The sequence below is a fragment of the Vibrio sp. HB236076 genome (assembly GCF_040957575.1).
Lineage (GTDB): Bacteria > Pseudomonadota > Gammaproteobacteria > Enterobacterales > Vibrionaceae > Vibrio.
Genome location: NZ_CP162601.1, coordinates 423,730 through 442,146, shown reverse-complemented (window position 1 = coordinate 442,146; position 18,417 = coordinate 423,730). Strand labels below are relative to the sequence as shown.

Annotated in this window: 17 protein-coding genes; 11 read left to right on the top strand and 6 right to left on the bottom strand. The window is 51.3% G+C overall.

The features are described 5' to 3' along the window. Positions 1-103: 103 nt before the first annotated feature. The 3 genes from phnC to phnE (AB0763_RS02120) are packed head-to-tail and all read left to right on the top strand — an operon-like array spanning position 104 to position 2,564. Positions 104-964 (top strand): phosphonate ABC transporter ATP-binding protein, encoded by an 861-nt coding sequence (gene phnC / locus AB0763_RS02130; RefSeq protein WP_306102378.1) that lies wholly within the window; start codon positions 104-106, stop codon positions 962-964. Beyond that, positions 964-1,752, top strand: a complete 789-nt coding sequence (phnE, locus tag AB0763_RS02125; protein ID WP_306102379.1) for a phosphonate ABC transporter, permease protein PhnE — start codon at positions 964-966, stop codon at positions 1,750-1,752. Before phnC ends, phnE (AB0763_RS02125) begins: the two co-directional genes overlap by 1 nt. Then, entirely contained in the window at positions 1,740-2,564 is an 825-nt protein-coding gene (phnE, locus tag AB0763_RS02120; RefSeq protein WP_306102380.1) for a phosphonate ABC transporter, permease protein PhnE, read from the top strand. The genes phnE (AB0763_RS02125) and phnE (AB0763_RS02120) overlap by 13 nt, the downstream gene beginning before the upstream one ends. 113 nt (positions 2,565-2,677) lie before the next feature. Here the strand turns inward: phnE (AB0763_RS02120) and AB0763_RS02115 are convergent, their stop codons facing one another. Further along, on the bottom strand, positions 2,678-5,086 hold the full coding sequence (locus AB0763_RS02115) for a bifunctional aspartate kinase/homoserine dehydrogenase II (RefSeq protein ID WP_306102381.1): 2,409 nt from the start codon (positions 5,084-5,086) through the stop codon (positions 2,678-2,680). Next, positions 5,083-6,252: an O-succinylhomoserine (thiol)-lyase gene (locus AB0763_RS02110; RefSeq protein WP_306102382.1), complete on the bottom strand. Its 1,170-nt coding sequence runs from the start codon at positions 6,250-6,252 to the stop codon at positions 5,083-5,085. The genes AB0763_RS02115 and AB0763_RS02110 overlap by 4 nt, the downstream gene beginning before the upstream one ends. Before the next feature lie 289 nt (positions 6,253-6,541). On the opposite strand from AB0763_RS02110, the gene metJ reads away from it, so the two are divergent. After that, the gene (gene metJ, locus AB0763_RS02105) at positions 6,542-6,868 is read left to right on the top strand and encodes a met regulon transcriptional regulator MetJ (protein WP_306102383.1); all 327 of its coding nucleotides are present in this window, start codon (positions 6,542-6,544) and stop codon (positions 6,866-6,868) included. Between the two features lie 262 nt (positions 6,869-7,130). Here metJ and AB0763_RS02100 read toward each other — a convergent pair whose 3' ends face one another. After that, on the bottom strand, positions 7,131-8,402 hold the full coding sequence (locus tag AB0763_RS02100; protein ID WP_306102384.1) for a malic enzyme-like NAD(P)-binding protein: 1,272 nt from the start codon (positions 8,400-8,402) through the stop codon (positions 7,131-7,133). A 168-nt stretch (positions 8,403-8,570) separates the two neighbouring features. After that, positions 8,571-8,789: a 50S ribosomal protein L31 gene (gene rpmE / locus AB0763_RS02095; protein WP_306102385.1), complete on the bottom strand. Its 219-nt coding sequence runs from the start codon at positions 8,787-8,789 to the stop codon at positions 8,571-8,573. Between the two features lie 377 nt (positions 8,790-9,166). On the opposite strand from rpmE, the gene priA reads away from it, so the two are divergent. The 5 genes from priA to hslU all read left to right on the top strand — a co-directional run bounded on the left by priA (position 9,167) and on the right by hslU (position 15,643). Further along, the gene (gene priA / locus AB0763_RS02090) at positions 9,167-11,371 is read left to right on the top strand and encodes a primosomal protein N' (protein WP_306102386.1); all 2,205 of its coding nucleotides are present in this window, start codon (positions 9,167-9,169) and stop codon (positions 11,369-11,371) included. 313 nt (positions 11,372-11,684) lie between these two features. Then, positions 11,685-12,701 carry a DNA-binding transcriptional regulator CytR gene (gene cytR, locus AB0763_RS02085; protein WP_306102387.1) on the top strand — a complete coding sequence of 339 codons (1,017 nt, stop codon included), beginning with the start codon at positions 11,685-11,687 and terminating at the stop codon, positions 12,699-12,701. A gap of 226 nt (positions 12,702-12,927) precedes the next feature. Next, positions 12,928-13,503, top strand: a complete 576-nt coding sequence (locus AB0763_RS02080; protein WP_306102399.1) for an SPOR domain-containing protein — start codon at positions 12,928-12,930, stop codon at positions 13,501-13,503. A gap of 214 nt (positions 13,504-13,717) precedes the next feature. Continuing rightward, a complete protein-coding gene (hslV, locus tag AB0763_RS02075; RefSeq protein ID WP_306102388.1) occupies positions 13,718-14,272 on the top strand; it encodes an ATP-dependent protease subunit HslV in 555 nt (184 codons plus the stop codon). 33 nt (positions 14,273-14,305) lie between these two features. Further along, entirely contained in the window at positions 14,306-15,643 is a 1,338-nt protein-coding gene (gene hslU / locus AB0763_RS02070) for an HslU--HslV peptidase ATPase subunit (RefSeq protein WP_306102389.1), read from the top strand. Positions 15,644-15,813: 170 nt separating this feature from the next. On the opposite strand, the gene AB0763_RS02065 is transcribed toward hslU, so the two are convergent. After that, positions 15,814-15,939 (bottom strand): hypothetical protein, encoded by a 126-nt coding sequence (locus AB0763_RS02065; protein ID WP_306102390.1) that lies wholly within the window; start codon positions 15,937-15,939, stop codon positions 15,814-15,816. 330 nt (positions 15,940-16,269) lie between these two features. On the opposite strand from AB0763_RS02065, the gene AB0763_RS02060 reads away from it, so the two are divergent. Together AB0763_RS02060 and rraA are read left to right on the top strand one after the other, a co-directional pair. Continuing rightward, on the top strand, positions 16,270-17,184 hold the full coding sequence (locus AB0763_RS02060; RefSeq protein ID WP_306102391.1) for a 1,4-dihydroxy-2-naphthoate polyprenyltransferase: 915 nt from the start codon (positions 16,270-16,272) through the stop codon (positions 17,182-17,184). 148 nt (positions 17,185-17,332) lie between these two features. Further along, positions 17,333-17,863, top strand: a complete 531-nt coding sequence (gene rraA / locus AB0763_RS02055) for a ribonuclease E activity regulator RraA (RefSeq protein ID WP_306102392.1) — start codon at positions 17,333-17,335, stop codon at positions 17,861-17,863. Between the two features lie 89 nt (positions 17,864-17,952). On the opposite strand, the gene zapB is transcribed toward rraA, so the two are convergent. Further along, the gene (gene zapB, locus AB0763_RS02050) at positions 17,953-18,195 is read right to left on the bottom strand and encodes a cell division protein ZapB (RefSeq protein ID WP_306102393.1); all 243 of its coding nucleotides are present in this window, start codon (positions 18,193-18,195) and stop codon (positions 17,953-17,955) included. Positions 18,196-18,417 lie beyond the last annotated feature (222 nt).

Genomic DNA, 18,417 nt, shown 5'->3' with positions numbered 1-18,417 from the left:
TGTCACTCTTTGCTTTTGCCACCTACGTCGCTAACGGTAAAACGGTTGCGGAAAACCATTTGATTGATCACTCATTCACACCATCACTGTTAGGATTTTCCCCGTGTTAAACATCACCAATCTCAAGAAGCGCTACAAAACCGGCCCTTGGGTACTGAAAAACATCAACGTTGAAGTACAACAAGGCGAGATTGTCGGCCTTATTGGTCCAAGTGGCGCCGGCAAGTCGACACTCATTCGCTGTATTAACCGTTTAATTGACCCCAGTGAAGGCAGTATCGTGCTCAATGGTGCCGATTTAGCCTCGCTCAACAGCCAACAAATTCGCGCTCAGCGTCGTCACATTGGCATGATTTTCCAAGAGTATGCCCTAGTAGAAAGACTGAGCGTGATGGAGAACGTCTTGTCTGGCCGTTTGGGATACTTGCCTTTTTGGCGTTCTTTCTTGCGCCGTTACCCACAACAAGACATTGACAATGCGTTTGAATATTTAGACCGCGTCGGTTTGATTGACCATGCCAACAAACGCGCCGATGAGCTTTCTGGCGGCCAGCGTCAGCGCGTTGGGATCGCCCGCGCCTTGGCTCAAGATCCTCAGTTATTGCTGGTCGATGAGCCGACCGCGAGTCTCGATCCCAAAACCTCACGCCAAATCATGCGTTTAATCCAATCTTTGTGTCGCGAAAAAGGCTTGCCTGCAATCATTAATATCCACGATGTGCCTCTGGCGATGCAATTTATGGATCGCATTATCGGTTTACAAGGCGGCGAGATTGTCTTTGACGGCGCGCCAAATGCGTTGACAGAAGACGTGTTAAGCCGCATCTACGGCGATGAAAATTGGCATGGGGTTAAAAACGATGCCACCGAGCAAGAGGACACAGAGCAAGAGAACACGCCTTCTGCCGCCCCCAACGTCTCGACACTTGATACCACGGCGAAACCAGAAGAGGTAAGGGTCTGATGCGTACTTGGCAACGTCCTCATTATTTGGTCCCAGACAAGCGCTGGCGATTGGCGCTGTGGGCACTCTTTGCTCTCTACTTGATTGTCGGGCTGAGCAGTATCGAGGTCAACTGGGCGCGAGTCTACGAGGGAATGGAGCGCGGTTCGCGGTTCTTACAAGGCTTTTTGTACCCCGACTTTAGCCGACGCGCTACCGATATTTACGCGGGAATTTTAGAAAGCTTGACCATGACCGTCACCTCAACAGTGGCCGGTATCTTGCTGTCGATTCCGTTTGGATTGGGCGCCGCTCGCAATATTTCGACCCGACCAATCTATCTTTTTTGTCGCGCTTTTATCGCCGTGTCTCGCTCGATGCAGGAAGTGATCGTCGCCATCTTTTTGGTCGCCCTGTTTGGCTTTGGCGCGTTTGCCGGCTTTTTAACCCTCACTTACGCCACCATTGGTTTTTTGGGTAAGTTGCTGGCCGAAGAAATTGAAGGCATCGACAAAAAGCAGCTCGAAGCCATCCGCGCCACAGGAGCTTCGTGGCTTCAGTGTTTCCATATGGCAATTTGGCCGCAGGTGATGCCGCGTATGATCGGCTTGTCCTTCTATCGCTTTGACATCAACTTTCGCGAATCGGCCGTGATTGGCATTGTCGGCGCAGGCGGCATCGGCGCCACGTTAAATACCGCCATTGACCGCTATGAGTACGACTCCGCTGGCGCAATTTTACTTTTGATCATACTCATTGTTATGGCGTGTGAATACCTATCGGGATGGATTAGAAAATGGGTCAGTTAGACAACCGCTTTGAAGCACAACACAAGATCTGGCAGGGGCGAACTTCTCGCCACACTTGGCTGGTTTGGGGAGGCTGGTTCGCCCTAATGTTACTGACCAGTTATTGCTGGGTGGTGATGAATGAAGAGACCATTTGGTACTTTATTTACGATGCGCCGCAGCAAGCTTCTGATTTGATTGATCGCATGTTCCCGCCGGCATGGCCTTATATCCACCAGCTTTACCAGGCGCTTTGGGACACGTTAAACATTGCCACATTAGGCACCTTACTCGGCGTGATATTGGCGTTTCCCGTGGCGTTTTTGGCCGCGCGTAATACCACCCCGTCACTGCTGTTTGTTCGCCCGATTGCGCTGTTTATTATCGCCGCGTCTCGTTCGATCAACTCCTTGATTTGGGCCTTGTTGTTGGTGGCGATTTTAGGGCCGGGTATTTTGGCCGGTGTGATTGCCATTGCCTTGCGCTCGATTGGTTTTGTCGCCAAATTGCTCTATGAAAGCATCGAAGAAATCAACACCACCAGCGTCGAAGCGATTCAGGCCACCGGTGCCTCGCGTTTTCAGGTTATCGATTACGCCATCATTCCGCAGATTTTACCGGCTTTTTTCAGCATTGCGATTTTCCGTTGGGACATCAATATTCGCGAGTCGACCATTTTGGGCTTAGTCGGTGCTGGTGGGATTGGCTTGTTCTTGTCATCGTCGTTAAACGTGCTCGCCTGGCCGCAGGTCACCTTGATCATCCTTGTCATTTTGGCCACCGTGGTGGTGTCGGAGTCTCTGTCTGCTAAGGTGCGCGATTTGCTCATCTAGCCACGAGGAGAGGTCACGCCGTAGGTGATGCCTCTTACCCCTCTTATAAAAAATGGCCCATATCACTTTTTGGTGATGGGCCATTTTTTGATTCGCTTTCTTGACTGAGAGAATTACAGCAAACTCGCCAAGCGATTGAGATCAGACTGAATCGCCCCGGCAGTGACTAAGCGGCCCGCGCCAGGCCCGCGAATCACCAGCGGGTTGTCTTTATACCACTGGCTTTCAATGGCAAAAATATTATCACAAGGCAACAAGTTAGCCAGAGGATCGTCACTTGCCAAAGCTTCGACGCCGACGGTGGCTTGGCCGTCTTTGTTGAGCCGCGCCACATAGCGCAATACGCAGTCATCGCGCTTGGCTTGTTCGAGCTTCTCTTCAAGTAACGCGTTTAGCGCTTCGGGATGATCAAAAAACGCATCGACAGAGACGTGATTGAGCGCGTCAGGCACTAAAGATTCGACTTTGACTTGCTCGGGTTCGATGGCCATCCCGGCTTCGCGAGCTAAGATCACCAGTTTGCGCATCACATCCGAGCCGTCGAGATCGTGACGAGGATCAGGCTCGGTCAAACCTTGTTGCCAAGCCAGATCGACCAATTCGCTAAACGGTACACTGCCGTCAAACTGCTGAAACAACCAAGATAAAGTACCGGAAAAAATCCCCGACAGGCCAATGAGTTGATCGCCGCTTTCTTTGAGATCACGCACCGTGTGGTTAATCGGCAATCCCGCGCCCACCGTGGCGTTGTAAAACCAATGACGGCCAATTTTCTCGAACGCATCTTGCACTCGGTAGTAGTCTTCACTGCAAGCCGAGCCGGCGACTTTATTGGCCGAGATGAGGTGTAACCCCTGCTCGGCAAACTCGACATAGCGTTCCGACAAGGCTTGGCTGGCCGTGACATCAATGACCACAGCTTCGTCGTACTCCGACAAACTGCCCAGCTGTGACACCCAGTCGCCTTGCTGATGCGATACCGCGTGTTGCGAGAACTCCGCGATGGCTGAACTCGAGTCCAACCCTTTGGCATCAAACCAGTAACGCTGACTGTCGGCGATCATCACCAATTCAAAATCAATCCCGTAACGCTTATTGAGTTCGCCCTGCTGCTCGGCAAACAGCGACAGCCAACTCGAACCGATATTACCTTTGCCACACAAGGCGATCGCCACGCGTTTGTGGGCCGAAAACAAGTGGCGATGCAAGCCGATCACTAACTGAGACACCGGGGTTTTTCTCAGTACCGCCACCAAGCTCAGCGCCGATTCTGACTCGCTGATAAACTCCACCGGCGCGTGTTTCAATTGCTGAAAAAACGCGTGACTGTGATACGGGTTTTTGGTGACCCCTGCCCCGACGGCCGCGACGAGTGAAAAGCCTTCTTTGAGCTTGATTTCCGCTTCAACGGCATTTTCTTGCAGTACACTCATCGCCCCAACGGCAATTTCTGGCGTGTAGGCCAAGCGCAGGCATTGCTGATCGGCTTGCCATTCGTAGGTCAATGGCTCAAGTTGCGCACGGCGCAGTGGCTTTAAGGCCACATCGGGGTCGACACTGCTGTCGCGATTGGCAAAGCGCAGCTGAATGATCCACACATCGTCAAGGGAAGAGACTATTTTCGCTCCGCGTCCCGAGGCCAATACTCGCTCAATGCGCGTTGAGCCGGCTTCGGCCTGGTAACTGCAGCGCAAATTGAGATCCATCGCACTTTGCGCCACCGGTTGTAACGTGCGGCTGTGTAACACCGGAGCCGCCAAACGCGCCAGTTCACTGGCTTCGTCTAGGCGCAACAAGGGCAGTAGACAGGCATCATCAACAATGCGTGGGTCAGCGCTGTATACCCCGGCCACATCACTCCAGATAGTGACCGTGTGTGCCTCGCACATCGCGCCAATCACAGTGGCAGAATAATCGGAGCCATTGCGGCCAAGCAGCACGGTTTCCCCTTGCTGGTTTTGCGCCATAAAGCCCGTGATCACAATGCGTTCGTCGTCATAACCGTCGAGCAAGGTGTTGAGAAGCGGTTGAGAAAGGGCCTGTTGAACCTCGGGCTGGGCACTGCGCTCAGCGCGCAAGAACGCCCGGGAGTCAAGCATGGCCGCCGGCAAGTTGGCTTCGCTAAGCAACGCCGACAACAAACGCGCAGACCACACTTCGCCAAAGCCTTGAGCATGGGCCTTTTGCGCCGCACTCAGCGGGGCTTGATAACGCTCTAACACCTCAAGGTCTTGATACAACAGCGCCAATAATGTTTGCGCCACATCGCCGCTCAGCAGGTGTTCGATCAACTCGGTATGCCATTGGCGTATCGCTAATAACGCTTCGTGCGCTAACCGGCCGTCGCTTTCTAGGCCTTGTAAAAAGCCAATTAAGTGGTTGGTGGTTTTCCCCGCGGCGGAGACCACGATCAGATCCCCGGCTTGTGAATAGTCCGCCAACAGTTTAACCACGCGTTGAAAACACTCCGGGTCGGCTAAACTGCTGCCGCCAAATTTGTGTAATTGACGCGCCGGGATCATGCTTGTCCTTCCTGGGCTTGGCCAAAGGCTTGCTCGAGATCGTCAATCAGATCTTGTGGGTCTTCCAACCCGACAGAAAGGCGTAACAACATTTGTGATACCCCGGCTTGTGCTAAAGCTTCTTCGCCCATGGCGCGGTGCGTCATCGAGGCAGGGTGGCAGATCAAGCTCTCGACCCCGCCGAGCGATTCCGCCAAGGAAAATAGCTTGAGTGAGGTGACAAAGCGCTTGAGCTGTTCAAATTCGCCGTTGAATTCAAAGCTCAACATACAGCCAAAGCCGCTCTGTTGCGCTTTGGCAATCTCGTGGCCTGGGTGCTCTGGCAAACTGGGGTGATACACGACTTTGACCAAGTCCTGGCGCTGTAAATAAGCGAGAATTTGCTGCGCGCCACTTTCGTGCGCTTTCATTCTCACGCCCAGAGTTCGCAGGCCTCGCAGGGTTAAATAGCTGTCAAATGGCGTTCCGGTCGCCCCGATGCAATTGCCCCACCACGCCAGTTGTTCAGCGTGCTCTTGCTGCGCTGAAATCACCACGCCGCCGATCACATCGGAGTGGCCGTTTAAATACTTGGTGGTGGAGTGAATGACAAAATCCGCCCCTAAGGTCAATGGCTTTTGAAAGACGGGGCTCAAGAAGGTGTTATCCACCGCCACTAAAGCGCCAACCGCTTTGGCTTGTTGACAAATCGCGGCGATGTCAACCACGCGCACTAAGGGGTTAGACGGGGTTTCGAGCAAAATGAGTTTCGGTTTTTTGGCCAAGGCTTGTGCCATCGCTTGTTGATCGGTTTGATCGACAAACTCGACGTTAAAATCGCCTTTTTGCGCACGGGTGTTGAACAAACGATACGTCCCACCATAGCAATCGTGAGGGGCAATAATGGTATCTTCAGGACCGATAAACGCCGATACCCACAAGTTGAGTGCCGATGTGCCGCAGTTGGTCACCACCGCCCCCGCCCCTTCTTCTAGCTCGTATAAGGTTTGCTCTAACAGGCCTCGGTTCGGGTTGCCAGAGCGGGTATAGTCGTATTTAGGCACTTCCCCAAACGCGGGAAAACCATAGTTGGTCGACAAGTAAATCGGTGGTACAACGGCGTGATATTGGCTATCGGACTCGATGCCGGTACGTACAGCAATCGTGGTGGGTTTGCGCTGGCTCATCTGTGTATTCCTTAACATTCTGCTCGCGATGAATGAATTCTACGCTATCTCAAAGGTAGGCACTTCATCAAGCGTTCAATGGTGATTGAGCTCACTTTACTGACTGAAACACGGGACGTCAACACTTCTAGACGTCTATATGTCTTTGCTTATGGCAGTAAATCCCGCTAAAATCACCAAAACCGTACCTTTTGGTTATCGTCGCGGGGGTCAGCTTGGCCAGCCTTTGTGCCATAACCACAAAAAGGTAAATTAAATCAAAATTTTATAAAAAAGGTAAAGGTGTGCAATGGCAAAGTGGAATGGCGATTACTTAAGCCCTTATGCAGAGCATGGCAAAAAAAATGAGCAAGTGAAAAAAATTACAGTATCCATTCCTCTTAAGGTACTTAAGATTTTGACCGATGAAAGAACGCGTCGCCAAATTAATAATTTGCGCCACGCCACCAACAGTGAATTGCTGTGTGAAGCCTTTTTGCACGCCTATACCGGCCAACCTTTGCCCACCGATGAAGATTTGCGCAAGGACAAACCCGACGACATCCCCGCAGAAGCCAAGGCATTAATGACGGCGATGGGGATTGAATTTGAAAGTTTTGACGATCAATCAGACTAACGGTCACCGCTGACTAAGCCGTTTGAAAAAAATGTAAATTAACGTAAAAAATTGACTCAAGCTTAGCGTTTTCGGCTATTTTATTGACGACCTTAATAACTAGGCAAGCTCGCCCCTTGAGATTTTTTGCCTGGCAGACAATGTCGCCATACCCTGCGATCCCCCATTGTCTGTATAAGAGAGCAGAGCCTTGTGGCTCTGCTTTTTTTTTCGCGTAATACGGCTTTTTTCACTGACTGGGTGGCAAAGCCACGCCACGTGTTCACCTTGAGCCCATGGACACGTCTTTGCCGTCATCTCTTTCTTTTCCCTCGGCCTTGCCCGCCACGCCAGAATCAATGGCGGCCTGAGCCACGGCGTTTGCCACCCGCGCCAATAAGCGCTGGTCAAAGGGCTTGGGCAAAATATAGTCTGGGCCAAACTCCAGCGAGGTGACCCCTGCTGCTTGGCACACCTTGTCTGGCACCGTCTCTTTGGCCAATTGCCGAATGGCGTCGACGGCGGCCAATTTCATCGCTTTGTTGATCACCCGAGCGCGCACCTGTAAAGCGCCGCGAAAAATGAATGGAAAGCACAACACATTGTTCACTTGGTTGGGGTAATCACTGCGCCCGGTGCCGACAATGGCATCGGGCCTGGTATCTCTGACCGCTTCTGGGGTAATTTCTGGGTCGGGGTTGGAACAAGCAAATACCAATGGGCGCGGGGCCATGGTCGCCAGTTGCTCACAGGACAACACGTTGGGCCCCGATAGCCCGACAAAAACATCGGCGCCGGCGATAGCGTCAGTCAGGGTGCGCCGCTTTGTCTCGCGGGCAAACGCTTGTTTGTAGACCGTGAGATCGTCGCGCTGGCGATGGATCACGCCTTGTCGGTCGAGCATGAGCAGGTTATCGGCTTTGGCCCCGCAATCGATCAGCAAATTCATACACGCCATGGCCGCCGCGCCTGCGCCAACGCACACAATCGAGCAATCGCCTATCGCTTTACCTTGCAGTTCTAAGCCATTGAGGATCCCCGCGGCAGTCACGATCGCGGTGCCGTGTTGATCATCGTGAAAAACGGGGATCGAACAACGCTCAATCAAACGCCGCTCAATCTCAAAGCACTCTGGCGCCTTGATGTCTTCTAGGTTGATACCGCCAAACGTATCGGCAATATTGGCAACGGTATCGACAAATTGCTCGACGTTTTGCTGATTGACTTCAATGTCGATGGCATCGATACCGGCAAAGCGCTTAAACAGCAATGCTTTCCCTTCCATAACCGGTTTCGCGGCTAACGGCCCCAAGTTCCCCAACCCCAAGATCGCACTGCCATTGGTGATCACCGCGACGAGATTGCCTTTGCCGGTGTAGTGATAGGCAGCGTCAGCACAACGGGCAATTTCGCGTACCGGCGCCGCCACGCCAGGGCTGTAGGCCAAGGCTAAATCGTCACTGGTGTCTGCCGCTTTCGTAAGGCGGATCTCAATTTTTCCTGGGGTGGGGTGAGCGTGATAATGCAGCGCTTTTTGGTCTTGGTTGTCGGTCATCGTGGATCTCTTTACTCATCATCGAAAGGTCATTGTAGAGGCAAAAAAGACAACGAGGCGGGGGTGAGATCAAGGAAGTGTAGGATAGTAAAAAAAGAAAGGCGTTAAGATCAAAAAAGACGCCCATTGAGCGTCTTTTTATGACTAGTCAAAAACCGTCTCGAGGACTTATTTTTTGCTAGATAGCGCACCGAAACGCTTGTTGAAGCGATCTACACGGCCGCCAGTATCAACGATACGTTGCTTACCAGTGTAGAATGGGTGACATTTGTCACAAACGTCTAGGTGGATAGATTCTTTGTTTAGAGTTGTGTTGAACTCAAAAGTGTTGCCGCAAGAACAAGTTGCAGAAACTGCTTTGTATTCTGGATGGATGCCAGTTTTCATGGGATAACCTCAATAGTAGGCCGTGTCGCTATACGAATCTTTGCCGTACACCACACGTAGTCAAAAAAGAATAGTCACAGAAGGAAACGCTCCTGTGAGGCGCGGTATAGTAATGAATCCTACCCGGTTAATCAACCTATAACGCCACTTTTATGCTATTTTTTTGAGCACCTTTTCCTGGCCATAACTCAATACGGCTGTCGCTGCCCTAGCCTTGCCCCATCGCGAGCTGCAGAGTCGAATCGCAATGCGTCGGCAGCCTAGAGGCCGCCATCGCCAAGAGCGTCACTTGCAACGCGACAACAAGCTGACGAAGCTCGAATTTTTATTGCGCTTCGATTAGACTAAACGGCGCTGCCCCAATCCGATAGGACCTAATGAGACCGAGTATTGCCAAGGTCGCGCTGCCTGTGCCGCTCGACAAACAATTTGATTATATCATTCCCAACTCGCTGTTTCCGATCATCGGTGGGCGCGTCAGTGTGCCTTTTGGTCGTCAAACTTTAGTCGGCGTGGTGACCGCGCTCAGTGATCAATCCGATTACCCGCGCGAACAACTCAAGTCACTCAAAAACGTCCTCGACCAGCAGCCGTTGTGGGAGGCGCCGTTGTATAAGTTGTTGGTTTGGTGTAGCCAGTATTATCAATACCCTTTAGGCGAAACCTTAGCCAATGCCCTGCCCAGTGCCCTGCGAAAAGGCAAGCCCGCGCAGCACGCCGCGCGCCAGATGTGGCATCTAACCGAGCTTGGCAAGCAGCAATCGATGCAGTCAATGGGCCGAGCGGTCAAACAAGCAAAAGTATTGCATTTACTCGCTCATGGTCCGCTTGAGCATCAGGCCATGATCGATGCCGATATCAGCCGCAGTGTGCTCAATGCCCTCTGTGACAAAGGCTGGATTCGCGCGGTGTTAGAGTCGGTGAGTGTTGCGCCTTGGCCCAGTGAGATCGAAACCGACCAAGACAAACCCAAACTCAACCAAGAGCAGGCCATCGCCATTGCCGCGGTGAACAGTGAATCTCACTTTGCCTGCTATTTACTCGATGGCGTGACCGGTTCAGGCAAGACGGAAGTGTACCTCAATATGATCGCCGCGGTGCTTGAGCGCGGTAAGCAAGCGCTGGTTTTAGTGCCGGAGATCGGCCTCACTCCGCAGACCATTCAACGCTTTGCCCGTCGTTTTCGCGTGCCGATTTCCGTTATTCACTCCAACCTGAACGACAGCGAACGCCTCAATGCGTGGCTAGACGCCAAAAGCGGGCGCAGTGGTATCGTGATCGGCACGCGCTCGGCACTGATGACGCCGTTTGCCGATCTGGGTATTATCATTGTCGACGAAGAGCACGATGCCTCCTACAAACAGCAAGATTCACTGCGCTACCACGCCCGAGATGTCGCGGTAATGCGTGCCAACCACCTCGACATTCCTGTGGTCTTGGGCTCGGCAACGCCGTCTTTTGAAACCTTACACAATGCGCATCAGGGCAAATATCGTCATTTACACCTGACCGAGAGAGCCGGTGTGGCCGTCGCGCCCAAAAGCACCATACTCGATATCAAGGGCTTGTATCTAGACAGCGGCTTATCGGCACCTTTAATCGCCCAAATGCGTCGTCATTTAGAGGCCGGCAATCAGGTCATGCTGTTTCTCAACCGGCGCGGTTTTTCTCCGGCCTTAATGTGCCATGAGTGTGGCTGGTTGGCCGAGTGTCAACGCTGTGATGCCTATTACACGTTTCACCAGCACGATCGCGAATTGCGCTGTCATCACTGCGGCTCGAGCAAGCCGGTTTTGCATCAGTGCCAAAGCTGTGGTTCCACTCAGATGATCAGTGTCGGGGTCGGTACCGAACAATTAGAGCAGCAATTGCAGCAGCATTTTCCTCAATACCAAGCGATTCGCATCGATCGCGATAGCACCCGGCGCAAAGGCAGTCTCGAAAGCTCACTCACCGCGATTCGTCAGGGCAAGTATCAAATTTTGATCGGCACACAAATGCTTGCCAAGGGCCATCACTTTCCCGATGTGACGTTAGTGGCACTGCTCGATGTCGACGGCGCGCTTTACAGTAGTGATTTTCGCGCCTCAGAACGCTTTGCCCAATTGTTTGTCCAGGTTTCAGGGCGAGCGGGGCGAGCCAGTAAACCCGGAGAAGTCATACTGCAAACCCATCACCCCGAGCACCCTTTGTTGCTGTCGCTCATCCATCGAGATTACGGCCACTTTGCCAACAATGCGCTGCGCGAGCGGCAATTGGCTCAGTTACCGCCCTTTTCTTTTTTGGCGCTGTTTAAAGCCGAATCGAATCACAATGAAGAAGTTGAGTTGTTTTTAAGGCAAGTGCGTGCCACGCTCGAAGCGCACCCTTTGTGTCAGCAACACGCCATCGAGATCCTCGGGCCGGCCCCCTCGCCCATCGCCAAACGAGCGGGGAAGTTTCGCTGGCAATTGTTGGTACAAGCCCCGAGTCGTCCGGCCCTTCATCAGTTACTTTTTGGTTCAAAAACCGTGATTGCAACCTTGCCAAACAGCAAAAAAGTTCGCTGGCACATCGACATAGAGCCGCAAGATTTAAGCTAGTCGCGGGCTTTTTACTGGAAAAATGAGACTTTGAGCAAAGTTTTGCCATGTGATATTGCAGTGATGACACAAATCTCAAACAAACCCATACCAAAGCCAATCATTTGTCTTTATTATGCAACTGTTATGTAATGGTAATGGCCGAGTTAAGGCTTGCCACAGCATTAGGCGAAAAGGACATTCGCTTGCCCCTCACGTTCAAGCCAATGTCCTTTCAATTCAAAAGACAAAGTGGTGAAAAGTATCACGCCACACTTTCGATCATGTCGAATGGACAAGTGCCGACAATCAATCCAGAGAGGTAAGTAGCGATATGGCAACGATGAAAGATGTTGCAAGGTTAGCCGGCGTATCAACGGCAACGGTTTCTCGGGCCATCATGACCCCGGAAAAGGTCTCCCCTGCCACCCGTAGTCGCGTCGAGGCCGCCGTGACAGAGTCAGGCTATACGCCTCACATCCAAATGTCTCGCAGCCTCAAGCGCAGTGAGTCAAAAACCATTGTCGCCATTGTCCCTGATATTAGTGATATGTACTTTGCCGATTTGATTCGCGGCGTTGAAGAAACCGCACATGCCAATGGCTACCTGTTGTTGGTCGGCGACAGCCACTCCCAAGACTACCGCGAAGAAACCTTTGTCAATATGGCTTATCGCAAACAAGCCGATGGACTCATTTTGCTTGGTACGGACTTGCCCTTTGGCATCAGTAAAGCAGAGCAGCGCTTTTTGCCCCCGCTGGTCATGGCTTGTGAGTATTCCCACGAGCTCGACTTGCCCACCGTGCATATCGACAATTTAACCGCAGCCTTTGAGGCGGTGAATTACTTAACCCGCTTAGGTCATCAGCGCATCGCACAAATTTCTGGTCCGATACAATCCAACTTGTGTCAATTTCGCAATCAAGGTTATTTACAGGCCATCAGACGCAGCGGCGTGGAGTTAGATGAATCGCTCACGGTGTACACCGAATTTAGCCTCGACGGCGGCAAACAGGCGGCCCATTCTTTGATGACACGCTCCAAGCCACCGACCGCCATTTTCTGTCACTCCGACAGCATCGCCATCGGCGCGTTGCACGAAGTCAAACGCTTGGGCTTTCGCGTTCCTGATGATGTGTCGATCATCGGCTTTGACGACATCGATATGGTGCAATACACCGAGCCACCATTGACCACCATTTCGCAGCCCCGCTATGAAATAGGTCGCCAGGCAATGTTGAAACTGTTAGAGATATTACGTGGTAAACCCAACAGTACCCAATCGCGCTCTTGCCTATTAGAAACGGAACTGATTGTCCGTGAGAGTACCGATGTGTGTCGCAAGCGCTAACCGGTGTCGCAGTGATGGTGAGGCGATATCACTATCACTGCTATCAAGAGTCGTCATGTTGCCATCAATCGTATCCATAATCGCGCGACACTTGTCATGACTTTGCCTCGAGAAGAGGGTGAAGACGATGAAAAGACGACAAGTTTTTTATCGTCGCCTCTGTCTTCTCACAGCAAACTCGATTACCATTGCAACTCTTGTCGAACCAACTGAATGTTCAACTGTTGTGGCCAATAAAGATTACGTAAGACGCGGGCAAGCCCCGAAAAAAACCAATAAAAAGACCGCTAAGCCCAAACAAACGCGCCCGAAAAAACCGTGGCGAAGCCTACTTGTCGCCGCTATCGCTGTCTCTTTGTTTGGTTATGGCCTGTATACGCTAAGTCAATCGCCAGAGCCGGCGACGACGCCAGAGCCGGTCGCGGTTGCCCCTCAAAAAACCGCGCCTTCACGTCCCGCCTCTGCCAGCAATGCGTCGTTACCGCCTGTGCCTGAGCAAAAATGGGACTATATCGACGATTTGCCAAATCGACAAATTGAAGTGACCCCCAAAGAGCAACAGGTGTCTAAAATTCCTTATGTGATGCAATGCGGCGCCTTTATCACCATGGAACAAGCACAAACCCGCAAAGTGAATATCGCCTTTGTTGGATTAAGCAGTCGCATTAAGAAAAAAGAAGGCAGTAAATGGTATCGGGTCATTTTAGGGCCTTACAAATTCAAACGCGATGCCGAGCGTGACCGCCACAAATTGCAACGCCACAAAATAGAACCTTGTGCAATTTGGAAAGAAAACCTGTAATTCGAGCCTCGATTTAAGGGCCGCCTTAAAGTGCGGCCCGCCTTGCCAAGCCTGGCTCACCCGTCTATCTACGACGTTGACTCTGCCCTTTGCGTTCAACCACTCCCACGCACCAGCCACGTTCCTTCACTTTACGCGCTCTGTCCCTTGATTTTTCTCGCCGCTACCCTCATGTTGGTAGAAAGAGTAACAATACAAATAATGAGGCCTGAAAGTGACTACCATAGTATCCGTACGTCGTAACAATCAAGTGGTCATTGCCGGAGATGGTCAAGTCTCTCTTGGCAATACCGTGATGAAAGGCAATGCCCGTAAAGTCCGTCGCCTATACAACAATCAAGTGCTCGCTGGGTTTGCCGGTGGTACGGCGGATGCGTTTACCTTGTTTGAACGCTTTGAAAGCAAACTGCAAATGCACCAAGGCCATTTAACCAAAGCCGCTGTTGAATTGGCCAAAGATTGGCGCAGCGATCGCGCGTTGCGTCGCCTTGAAGCCTTGCTGGCCGTTGCCGATGAGACCGCCTCACTGATCATTACGGGCAATGGCGATGTCGTTCAGCCCGAACACGACTTAATTGCGATTGGCTCTGGTGGCAACTACGCTCAAGCGGCCGCGACAGCGCTACTCGAAAACACAGACCTCGATGCTCGTACCATCGCCGAAAAAGCCCTCAATATCGCTGGCGATATCTGTGTGTTTACCAACCATCATCACACGGTTGAAGAATTGACGAGCACCACTGAACTCGCGAATTTAGATAAGGCTTAAGCCAGCCTTCACCTGATTGATTAAGGATTGAGTATGTCTGAAATGACACCACGTGAAATTGTACACGAATTAAATCGCCATATTATCGGTCAAGACAAGGCCAAGCGCTCGGTGGCCATTGCCTTGAGAAACCGCTGGCGCCGTATGCAGCTCGAAGAAAGCCTAAGGGTGGAAGTCTCACCGAAAAACATCCTGATGATCGGCCCAACCGGGGTGGGTAAAACGGAAATCGCTCGTCGTTTAGCCAAATTGGCCAACGCGCCCTTTATGAAAGTCGAAGCAACTAAATTTACCGAAGTGGGTTATGTCGGTAAAGAAGTCGAAAGCATCATTCGCGATCTGACCGAAGTTGCCGTCAAAATGACTCAGCAGCAAGCGATGGAAAAGGTGAAGTTTCGCGCCGAAGAGCAAGCCGAAGAACGCGTATTAGACGTGTTGCTGCCACCACCGGCTCGCGACCCTTGGGCTGAGGAAAAACAGCCCTCTGAAGAACAATCAAAAACGCGCCAAACGTTCCGCAAGAAACTGCGTGACGGCCAGCTCGATGACAAAGAGATCGACATTGATGTGGCCGCGCCGCAAATGGGTGTTGAAATCATGGCGCCTCCGGGTATGGAAGAGATGACCAACCAGCTGCAAAGCATGTTCCAGAACCTGTCTGGCGACACCAAGAAAAAACGCAAGATGAAAATCAAAGATGCGTTAAAAGCCCTAGTCGAAGAAGAAGCGGCTAAGTTGGTCAATCAAGAAGAGCTCAAAGAGCAGGCGATTTACAACGTGGAAAACCACGGTATTGTCTTCTTAGATGAAATCGACAAAATTTGTAAGCGCGGTGAAAGCTCGGGCCCAGATGTTTCTCGTGAAGGGGTTCAGCGCGATCTTCTGCCTCTGATCGAAGGCAGCACCGTATCGACCAAACACGGAATGGTGCGCACTGACCACATCCTGTTTATTGCCTCTGGCGCTTTCCAAGTGGCCAAACCCTCGGATCTGATCCCTGAGTTGCAAGGTCGCTTGCCGATTCGCGTCGAACTAGAAGCGCTGAGCAGCGATGACTTTAAACGCATCTTGACCGAACCAAGAGCCTCTTTGACCGAGCAGTACATTGCCTTGCTCAAAACAGAGGACGTCAATGTTGAGTTTACCGAAGATGGCATTGACCAAATTGCTACCGCAGCTTGGCAAGTCAATGAAACCACCGAAAACATCGGTGCGCGTCGCCTTCACACTGTGATGGAGCGTTTGATGGATGACTTGTCTTACGAAGCGACCGATCGCCCAGGTGAGACCATTACCATTGATGCTGAGTACGTGAAAACGCGTCTTGGCAGCTTTATTGAAGATGAAGATCTCAGCCGCTTTATTCTTTAATGGCTAACGGCTTTGATGAACAGTAAAAACGGCTTGCGATAGGCTGTTTTGGCTTTTATCTGCCTTGTGTCATCGACAAAGGGCCTCGCTAGTACGCGAGGCCCTTTTTACTTTCTTAGTCGAGTAAGCGGGTGATGATAAATGGTCACTGAATTGGCGCAGTCACCTCGTCAATCTAGCGTTGAACGTTCAACCAAAGATTGCTCGTAACCAAACGCTTCCATAATGAAATCTAAAATATCTAACATTGGCACACCTCGTAGCGAGTTATTCTGTGAGCGATGCGCTAATCTCATTAACAAGCCGCTCATTCTGTTAACATCATAGTAACCGGTTACATTCAGTGGTGAAATTTCACAGTAACGATTAATTTGATAGCTGATTTCTATTCATATCTTGATATTCATTATAAATGGCTATCGATAATCGGCCAGTCACGGTGCACAAACGCCGTCTGCAGCGAGTGATCCCCTCGTGGGCGACGCGAATGCTCCCACCACATGCACACTGAGCTCACTAACCGTCATCACCATGATAGTGATCATCTTTTGCGCGATTATTGCGCTTTTTATCTCGCGGTTGATCTTGCACACTGGGCCTTATTTTCTGTTTGCGAGGTGTCTTTCATGGCCCCAAGATTATCGATTTGGATAGCGACCTTACGACCGAAGACGCTGCCCCTGGCCATTCTTCCGATCGCGATCGGCAGTAGCTTGGCCCACGTTGAGCAACACTTTCAATGGCCGATTTTTATCTTGTCGACCCTCACGGCACTGTTGTTGCAAATCCTTGCCAACCTCGCCAATGATTACGGCGATAGTGTCAAAGGCACCGACAACGTACACCGCATTGGGCCTGCGCGGGCGATGCAAACCGGTGTGGTGTCGACCAAGGGCATGAAGTTGGCTATCGCACTCGCCATTGCCTTGACGGGAGTCTGCGGTGGATTGCTGATTTACCTCGCTTTGCCACAGTGGAGCAGCCGCTTGTTGTTTGTCGCTTTGGGTGGGTTGGCCACGCTAGCGGCCCTTGCTTATACTATGGGTAAACGGCCCTATGGGTATGCCGGCTTTGGCGATTTGGCAGTGTTTGTTTTCTTCGGGTTAGTGGGGGTCATTGGCAGCTATTACCTTCACACTGGCTTTATCGAACGCACCGTCGTGCTACCGGCCATCGGTTATGGCCTGTCTTGTGTGACGGTGCTCAACATCAACAACATTCGCGATATAGACAACGACAAAGCCTGCGGAAAAATGACCTTAGCCGCTCAGTTAGGACTGGGCAAGGCCAAGTGTTATCACGCCTTACTTTTGCTCGGCTCCGCCCTCTGTTATGGGGTGTTTTTTGGCCTCTACCTCTCCAATAACTGGCGGCTTGTGATTGGCGCTTTGATGGTGTTGATTGTAGTCAGTCATGGTAAGAACGTGGTTTGTCGGCACACCTCACAGCAGTTTGTCCCTCTGCTGGCCAACAGCGTTCGCGTGTGTATTGTCACCAGCACACTCTTTATCGCCCCAGTGCTGCTCTCGCCTTGGTCTTAACAAGACGCGACAGGTCGGTTCATGGGACACAGCAATCTCTTGATGGCTGGCTATTTTTATTTGGCGAATCGACGGCGTCGTCATTGCAATACCGAAAATGACCGATATACTGGATTGAACGCTTGTTGATGGTAATGAGAAGGACACTATGGAATATAATACCTCCGCACTATGTGACATCTATCTAGAACAAGTTGATGTTGTTGAGCCTATGTTCAGCAATTTTGGCGGCCGCAGCAGTTTTGCAGGCCAAGTCACGACGATAAAATGCTTTGAAGATAATGGCTTAATCCGCGATGTGTTAGAGCAAGACGGTGAAGGGCAAGTTTTATTAGTCGACGGCGGTGGTTCGCTGCGCCGAGCGTTAATTGATTCCGAACTGGCCAGCTTAGCCGAGGAAAATGGTTGGGAAGGCATTGTCGTTTATGGCTGTGTAAGGGAAGTCGATATTTTAGAGGAGCTCTCCGTCGGCATCCAAGCCTTAGCCTCAATTCCGGTTGGTGCCCCAAGCCAAGGGGTTGGCGATCTCGATGTGGCGGTCAATTTTGGTGGTGTGACGTTTTTACCAGAAGATTACCTCTATGCCGACAGCACCGGTATTATCTTATCTCAAGAACCATTGAGCCACGACGTTGAGGATGACGACGACGAAGGCGAGTTACCAGAGTCTGAACTCTGATCCTGCCTAGGCGACGTTGAGTCTACCGGCGTGTCAACAGCCAAAAGTGATGAGGACAAGCCTCATCACTGAGTGAAGGTGACGTGTGATTATTCAACGTCGTCCATTTTGCCTAGCAATGAACGAATGCGCTCTTGCCATTGGCTGTGCTCTTGTTGCACTTGCTCCGCTTTTTGCTCTAGCGCTTCACGCTCGGCACGTAATTCATTAGCTTGTGTTTCTAGCTGCGTTTTTTCTTCTTTTAACTCTTCCACTTCCATTTGCAACAAGGCAATGGTATCGACTGCAGTTTGAATTTTATTCTCAAGTTGTTCTAGTACTTCAAAAGACATTTGGCCTACCTATCAGTTTTTATGCGTGTTAAACATTTCCTTTAATATACCTTCATTTTACTCATCGATAACCACTTAAACACGTACAATATCGATATTTATTGCTTTGTTGCTCAAAAAAAACGCAGCCATAACCAAACTTTGACTTCTGCCCGGTCTCGCAGCGGCAAAAAGCCGCCCACATTTGCCTTACCATCACTTGTTGACCCTGGCTGTGTTACT